This is a genomic window from Prevotella sp. C0209C1, from assembly GCF_056583855.1.
Window position 1 is genome coordinate 1 of record NZ_JBWPJP010000051.1, and the last position, 7,410, is coordinate 7,410.

7 protein-coding genes are annotated in these 7,410 nt (G+C 34.1%); all 7 read left to right on the forward strand.

The annotated features are described in order from the left end of the window. The first annotated feature begins 361 nt into the window (after positions 1–361). Complete coding sequence (locus tag AC1DCD_RS09845; protein ID WP_464641329.1) at positions 362–1,297, forward strand: DMT family transporter; 936 nt, start codon at positions 362–364, stop codon at positions 1,295–1,297. A gap of 146 nt (positions 1,298–1,443) precedes the next feature. Beyond that, a complete protein-coding gene (locus tag AC1DCD_RS09850; protein WP_464641331.1) occupies positions 1,444–2,802 on the forward strand; it encodes a Na(+)-translocating NADH-quinone reductase subunit A in 1,359 nt (452 codons plus the stop codon). A gap of 38 nt (positions 2,803–2,840) precedes the next feature. After that, positions 2,841–3,998, forward strand: coding sequence for an NADH:ubiquinone reductase (Na(+)-transporting) subunit B (locus AC1DCD_RS09855; RefSeq protein WP_464641333.1), 1,158 nt, complete (start codon positions 2,841–2,843; stop codon positions 3,996–3,998). Between the two features lie 12 nt (positions 3,999–4,010). Next, positions 4,011–4,724 carry an NADH:ubiquinone reductase (Na(+)-transporting) subunit C gene (gene nqrC / locus AC1DCD_RS09860; RefSeq protein WP_008451333.1) on the forward strand — a complete coding sequence of 238 codons (714 nt, stop codon included), beginning with the start codon at positions 4,011–4,013 and terminating at the stop codon, positions 4,722–4,724. A 28-nt stretch (positions 4,725–4,752) separates the two neighbouring features. Further along, positions 4,753–5,385 (forward strand): NADH:ubiquinone reductase (Na(+)-transporting) subunit D, encoded by a 633-nt coding sequence (locus tag AC1DCD_RS09865; RefSeq protein ID WP_008451326.1) that lies wholly within the window; start codon positions 4,753–4,755, stop codon positions 5,383–5,385. A gap of 2 nt (positions 5,386–5,387) precedes the next feature. Further along, positions 5,388–6,014 (forward strand): NADH:ubiquinone reductase (Na(+)-transporting) subunit E, encoded by a 627-nt coding sequence (gene nqrE / locus AC1DCD_RS09870; protein WP_036856344.1) that lies wholly within the window; start codon positions 5,388–5,390, stop codon positions 6,012–6,014. Between the two features lie 8 nt (positions 6,015–6,022). Next, positions 6,023–7,288 carry an NADH:ubiquinone reductase (Na(+)-transporting) subunit F gene (nqrF, locus tag AC1DCD_RS09875; protein WP_008451324.1) on the forward strand — a complete coding sequence of 422 codons (1,266 nt, stop codon included), beginning with the start codon at positions 6,023–6,025 and terminating at the stop codon, positions 7,286–7,288. Positions 7,289–7,410: the final 122 nt, after the last annotated feature.

Consider the following 7,410-nt stretch of genomic DNA (forward strand, 5'->3'; position numbering starts at 1 on the left):
CGGTGGTGTGAGAGGTCGGTGAACACGAAAGTAGGAAATAAACACCTATGATTAGGGTTTACCTCCTACTCGATTTTAAACGCTTATGCTTAGCTGCTAAAAAGCAGATGTCTTTGCTAATAAAAAGCATTCAAAGCAAACTAAAAATAATTTATTTTTAATGGAAAAATAAATTAAAAATGCACTAAAAATAATCTATTTTTTATAATATAATATTATTATTTTCCCATTAAATGGATAATTTAGATCCTTTAAAACTATTGTTTTTATGATATAAAAAGAGATGCACATTGCTTTTTTATATTACTAAAAACAAAGGCAAAATATTTTTGTATAATATTTTATAAGTACATTTGCACTTATGAAGAATAATGCCTTAAAGGGAAATCTGTATGCAATATTGTCTGCTTCAACGTTTGGAACAATACCTTTGTTTTCTGTTCCGCTTATGAAGTCGGGCTTTGCTTTACCCTCTGTACTTATATATAGATATGTTTTTGGTTGTGTTTTTATGTTGATAATATTGCTTTTACTGAAAAAGAATATGCGTATCGACAAAAAAGAAGTTTTAGAGATAGCAGTTTGCTCATTGCTATATACGGCGTCTTCCGTTTGTTTGTTTGAGGGTTATCATTATATGCCAAGTGGTATTGCTACCACTTTACTGTTTTCATATCCTGTTTGGACAGAGCTTTTACTTATATTTTTCGTACATGAAAAATTAACTTTACGCATAGCTTTTGCCATAGTTTTTGCTGTGTTAGGAGTAGCTTTCTTAGGAGGAGTGGGGAGTGCTACAGGTACATATCCTATCAAAGGGGTTATTTTTGAGTTGGTTGCAGGACTTTGTTATGCTGTATATATGGTTATTTTTCCTAAAATGAAAATTCGTCATATACCAGCTTTAAAGGTTAATTTTTATATATTTATTACAGCTTTAATATATTTACTTATTTATTCTTATATCTTTATAGGTTGTGTTCAGCCGTTAGATAGCTGGGAAGCGTGCTTTTCGCTTATATTATTAGGTCTTATTCCTACAACAATAAGCAATCTTACTTTAGTAAAAGCAATGCATTTTACATCTTCTTCTAATGTAGCTATTTTAGGAGCTTTTGAGCCATTGACGGCTATGGCTATAGGCATTCTTGTTTTAGGTGAGCCTCTCACTCTTTCTATAGGAATAGGTATAATACTTATTATAACAGCTGTTAGTAGCCTGATGATTCGTAAGAATAGTTTTTTGTCTTATTACAAAATGAGTAGCTTTAGTTTTTTCAAACGTCATAAAAGATGATTTTAGAACAGAGTATTAGGCTTTTTTATGGTGTAAAGTGGAGTGTTATATGTAAAATTGTTATTTAGTTATTTCATAATGTTCTTATTTTTTGGTACTTTTGCAAAGTTGTTTTTTATGATTATAAAATCTATAATATAAATATTATGGCTAATGTTATTAAGTTACGAAAAGGCTTAGACATAAATATGAAAGGGCGTGCTTTATTGCAGAGCTTATCTAAAAATATTGATGAGGCTTGTGAGTATGCTCTTTCACCAGATGACTTTGTTGGGGTAACTCCAAAAGTAGTAGTTAAGGAGGGTGATCATGTTTTAGCAGGAGAATTTTTGTTTGTAGAAAAGAAATATCCTGAAATAGGTTTTGCTTCTCCAGTTAGTGGTGTTATTACAAGTATAGTGCGTGGTAAGCGACGTAAAGTCCTTTTAGTAAAAGTAAAGCCCGATAAAGATCAGCAATATATTGATTTTGGGAAAAAAGATATTAGCAGTTTGGCCAGTGAAGATATTATAAAAAGCATTGTTGATGCGGGGCTGTTTGGTTATATTCAGCAATTGCCTTATGATATAAGTGTTGAAAACATGGAAGTGCCAAAATCTATTTTTATTTCTGCTTTAAGGGATAAGCCTTTACAGGGCGATTTTGAATTTGAGCTAAAAGGGCAGGAAAAAGAGTTCCAAACCGGATTATCAGCATTAGCTAAAATATCTAAAGTGTATTTAGGATTAGGAGCAAAACAGACGTCATCAGCACTTATAAGCGCAAAAGATGTAGATATTAACATTTTTGATGGTCCTTGCCCAGCAGGTAATGTCGGTGTACAAGTAAACCATATAGACCCTGTGAATAAAGGTGAGAAAGTTTGGACAATAGATCCTACTGTAGTTCTTTTTATAGGGCGTTTGTTTAATACGGGTAGGGTAGATCTTACAAGGAAAATAGCTATTGCAGGTAGCATGATGAAGCAAACGGGGTATATAGATGCTTTAGTAGGAACACCTATAAAGGCTTTAATTGGTAAAAATATAGAAACTAACAGAAAAGCTCGCCTTTTAAAGGGCAATCCTTTGACAGGTGTTATAGCAAATACTGAAAGTTTTGTAGGGGCACATACGTCAGAAATTACTGCTATACCAGAAGGTGATGATATAAACGAATTTGCAGGCTGGATAAAGCCTCGTTTAAATATGTTTTCTATATCACGCAGTTACTTTAGTTGGCTATTCGGAAAAAAGAAAGAATATGATATAGATGCCCGTATTAAGGGTAGTAAACGCCATATTATTATGAGTGGTGAATATGATAAAGTTTTACCTATGAATATATACGGCGAGTTTCTTATTAAAGCTATCATTGTAGGAAACATTGATAAGCAAGAACAGTTAGGCATTTATGAGATAAGTCCAGAAGATTTTGCATTAGCAGAATTTGTAGATAGCTCAAAGTTAGAGCTTCAAAAAATTGTTCGTACAGGTCTTGATATTCTTCGAAAGGAGAATGCTTAATGGGCTATCATCTATCAATTCGTTAAATAATTTTAAAAATGAGTTTAAGAAATTATCTTGACAAACTACGTCCTAAATTTGAAGAGGGCGGTAAGCTACATTCTTTTAAGAGCGTCTTCGACGGATTTGACACTTTTTTATATGTGCCTAACATAACGTCAAAGAAAGGCGTTTCTATTCATGATGCTATTGATACTAAGCGTATTATGAGTATTGTAGTTATCTCTTTGATACCAGCGGTGCTGTTTGGTATGTATAATATTGGCTATCAAAATGCTATTGCTGCAGGTAAACTTGCAGAGACTACATTTCTTAATATGTTTTTTTATGGTTTCTTCGCTTTGTTACCTAATATTTTGGTATCTTATATTGTAGGTCTTGGTGTAGAATTTGCTTGGGCGCAATGGAAAGGAGAAGAAATACAAGAGGGCTATTTAGTATCTGGAATATTAATACCATTGATTTGTCCTGTTACAATACCTTTATGGACATTGATTTTGGCTGTAGTTTTTGCTGTAATATTTGGTAAAGAGATTTTTGGCGGTACAGGTATGAATATATTTAATGTTGCTCTACTTGTGCGTGCTTTTTTATTTTTTGCATATCCAAGCAAGATGACAGGTGATAAAATTTGGGTGGATACAAATTCTTGTTTTGGTTTAGGATACGATGCGCCTGATAGTTTTACAATGGCTACACCTTTAGGTCAGATAGCAGGAGGAGGGCATATAACAACCTCTTTTCATGATATGTTTATGGGCTTAATACCGGGTTCTGTTGGTGAAACTTCTGTTATAGCTATTATCATAGGTGCTATCATCTTAATCTGGACAGGTATAGCCAGTTGGAAGACGATGCTTGGTGTATTCTTTGGTGGTAGTATAGTAGCTTTTATATTTCATGTTACAGGTGCTTCACCATTACAATGGTATGAACATCTTTTATTAGGAGGCTTTTGCTTCGGTGCTGTTTTCATGGCTACAGATCCTGTAACCTCTTGTCATACCGAGATAGGGAAATGGATATTTGGTATCATAGTAGGTGCTATGGCTATAATAGTGCGTGTTAAGAATGCAGGTTTTCCTGAAGGTGTTATGCTTGCTATCTTATTTGGTAATTTATGTGCGCCTTTCATAGATTATTGTGTTATTCAGTCTAATATTAGTAAGCGTTTAAAGCGTACAAAGATAAAATAAGGAGATATGAAAATGAAAACGAGTAGTAATTCATACACAATAATTTATTCTATTATACTTGTGATAATAGTAGCTTTCTTATTAGCTTTTGTTTTCCAGGCATTAAAACCTATACAAGATGTAAATGTTCGTATAGATCAGCAGAAACAAATTTTGTTTGCTCTAAATCAGGATAGAGGAATGAGTAATGCCCAAGCAGAAAAATTATGGAAAGAGATTATTATATCTGATGATATTATTAATGCAGATGGTAAAACTATTACCGTAGGGGAACGAGGAGGCACAAAAGCTGGATTTAAACTAAATAGCAAAGATGCTAAAGAGGGGAAATTAGCTCTTTTCCGTTGCAATGTGAATGGCAACATAAAATATGTAATACCTGTTTATGGTAATGGTCTATGGGGTCCTATAAATGGTTTTATAGCAATAAATGCAGATAAGAAGACTGTTTTTGGAGCTTATTTTAATCATGAAAGTGAAACTGCCGGGCTTGGTGCTGAAATAAAAGATAACAAGTCTTGGCAAGATAAGTTTAAAGGAAAGCAGCTCTTTTCTTCTTCTAATAATAAAAAAATTGCTTTATCTGTTATGAAAAAAGTTACTAATCCACAAACACAGGTAGATGCTGTAACGGGTGCTACGTTAACAAGTAATGGTGTAACAGAGATGTTTCAAGCAGAAAAAGGTGGTCTTCAGCCTTATGTTAAGTTTTTGACAAGTAAATAAAACGTATAATAAAAATATATAAAAGGAAATGAGTCTATTTTCAAAAGACAATAAAGAAGTGCTTTTTAAGCCCTTAAATTTGGACAATCCTATAATGGTTCAAGTTTTGGGTATTTGTTCTGCACTTGCTGTTACTTCACAATTGAAGCCAGCGATAGTGATGGGACTTGCGGTAACTATTATTACAGCTTTCTCTAACGTTATTATTTCTATTATTCGTAATACTATTCCAAATCGTATTCGTATTATAGTACAATTGGTGGTTGTAGCAGCTTTGGTTACAGTAGTAAGTCAGATATTGAAGGCTTTTGCCTATGATGTTAGTGTACAATTATCAGTGTATGTCGGGCTAATTATTACTAATTGCATCTTAATGGGACGTTTAGAGGCTTTTGCTATGACAAATAAGCCTTGGCCAAGTTTCCTTGATGGTATAGGCAATGGGTTAGGTTACGCAGTGATATTATTTATTGTAGGTTTTGTGCGTGAGCTTTTTGGGCGCGGTTCGCTTTTAGGCTTTAAAGTAATTCCTCAAAGTGTTTATAATGCAGGTTATCTTGATAACGGATTAATGTCAATGCCGGCATTAGCATTGATATTACTTGGTTGTATAATTTGGATACATAGAGGATATTTTTATAAAGAGGATAATAAAAAATAGTTATGGAGCATTTATTAAGTTTAGCTTTTAGATCCATCTTTGTGGATAATATGATTTTTGCATTCTTCTTAGGAATGTGCTCTTTTTTAGCCGTTTCAAAGAATGTAAAGACAGCTTTTGGGTTAGGTATTGCTGTAACCTTTGTGTTAACTGTTACTACTCCTGTTAACTATCTTTTACTCACCAAGGTTCTCGGGCCAGACTGTTTAGCAGAAGGTATAGATCTTACTTATTTGAGTTTTATTCTTTTTATTGCTGTTATTGCAGGAATAGTGCAGATAGTAGAGATGGCTGTAGAAAAATTTTCACCGGCTTTATATGGTGCTTTAGGAATATTCTTACCGCTAATAGCTGTTAATTGCGCTATAATGGGAGCTTCATTGTTTATGCAGCAACGTATAGGATTAGATCCTTCAAGTTCCCAGTTTATAGGATCTGTATGGGAAGCTCTTGTGTATGGATTGTTCTCAGGCTTAGGTTGGACATTATCTATAGTATTTATGGGAGCTATCCGTGAGCGTTTAGAGTATTCGGACGTACCAAAACCATTGCAGGGTTTGGGTATTACGTTTATAACAGTAGGCTTAATGGCTATTGCAATGATGTGTTTCTCAGGTATTAAACTTTAAAAAGAGCTATGAATTTTATAATAACAAGCATTATAGTCTTCCTCGTTACCATTTTAATATTGGTAATACTATTACTTATAGCAAAAAAATATCTTAGCCCCAGTGGTAAGGTTACTATTACTATTAATGGAGATAAAAAGTTAGAAGTGGAACAAGGGAGTTCTATTATGGCTACTTTAAACGAAAATGGTATTTATCTCCCATCAGCTTGTGGTGGTAAGGCAAGCTGCGGACAATGTAAATGTCAGGTTATAGAAGGTGGTGGCGAAATCTTAGATTCAGAACGTCCACATTTCTCTCGTAAAGAAATAAAAGAAAATTGGCGTTTAGGTTGTCAGGCAAAAGTAAAAGGCGATATTTCTATAAAAATACCTGAAACGGTATTAGGTGTGAAAGAATGGGAGTGCGAGGTTATTTCTAATAAAAATGTTTCCAGCTTTATTAAAGAGTTTAAGGTGGCTTTACCTCCGGGAGAGCACATGGACTTTGTTCCTGGTTCTTATGCTCAAATCCGTATTCCCAAATATAGTAATCTTAGATATGATACTGATTTTGATAAGGAGCTTATAGGAGAAGATTATATAGGAGCTTGGCAACATTTTAATCTGTTCTCTCTTGTAGCAAACAACCCTGAGGATACTGTGCGAGCATATTCAATGGCAAATTATCCTGCAGAAGGAGATATTATAACACTTACCGTGCGTATAGCTACTCCTCCTTTCTTGCCTAAGCCACAAAAAGGTTTTCAAAATGTACCAACAGGTATAGGGTCATCATATATATTTAGCTTAAAGCCTGGTGATAAAGTTATGATGAGTGGTCCTTATGGAGAGTTTGCTCCTAATTTCACTTCTGGTAAAGAAATGATTTGGATAGGTGGTGGTGCTGGTATGGCACCTTTGCGTAGTCAAATCATGCATATGCTAAAAACGTTGCATACTCGTGATCGTGAAATGCATTTCTTTTATGGTGCACGTGCTCTTGGAGAGGCTTTCTTTTTAGAAGATTTTTGGGAATTAGAGAAAGAATATCCTAATTTTCATTTTCATCTTTCACTTGATAGAAAAGACCCTATAGCAGATGAAGCGGGAGTTAAATATTATGAAGGGTTTGCTGTGAATTGTATTCGTGAAGAATATCTTGACACTCATGAAGCTCCAGAAGACTGTGAGTACTATTTATGTGGTCCTCCTATGCTTATAAAAACTGTTACAGATTATCTTGATAGTCTTGGTGTAGATAAAGAAGCTATTCGATTCGATAATTTTGGATAAACAAAAAAGCGATTATACCTTATTAATATAAGTATGTATAATCGCTTTTTATTGTACGCTCGGCATGAGCATTTTCTAACGGGTGGAAGTCCCGAGTAAGCCCTAATAGCGGGAATTACATA

Excerpts from the sequence above, each read along its gene's own strand:
- nqrC (WP_008451333.1), top strand. The coding sequence starts at position 4,011 with ATGAAAACGAGTAGTAATTCATACACAATAATTTATTCTATTATACTT.
- nqrF (WP_008451324.1), top strand. The coding sequence starts at position 6,023 with ATGAATTTTATAATAACAAGCATTATAGTCTTCCTCGTTACCATTTTA.
- nqrE (WP_036856344.1), top strand. The coding sequence starts at position 5,388 with ATGGAGCATTTATTAAGTTTAGCTTTTAGATCCATCTTTGTGGATAAT.
- AC1DCD_RS09865 (WP_008451326.1), top strand. The coding sequence starts at position 4,753 with ATGAGTCTATTTTCAAAAGACAATAAAGAAGTGCTTTTTAAGCCCTTA.
- AC1DCD_RS09845 (WP_464641329.1), top strand. The coding sequence starts at position 362 with ATGAAGAATAATGCCTTAAAGGGAAATCTGTATGCAATATTGTCTGCT.
- AC1DCD_RS09855 (WP_464641333.1), top strand. The coding sequence starts at position 2,841 with ATGAGTTTAAGAAATTATCTTGACAAACTACGTCCTAAATTTGAAGAG.
- AC1DCD_RS09850 (WP_464641331.1), top strand. The coding sequence starts at position 1,444 with ATGGCTAATGTTATTAAGTTACGAAAAGGCTTAGACATAAATATGAAA.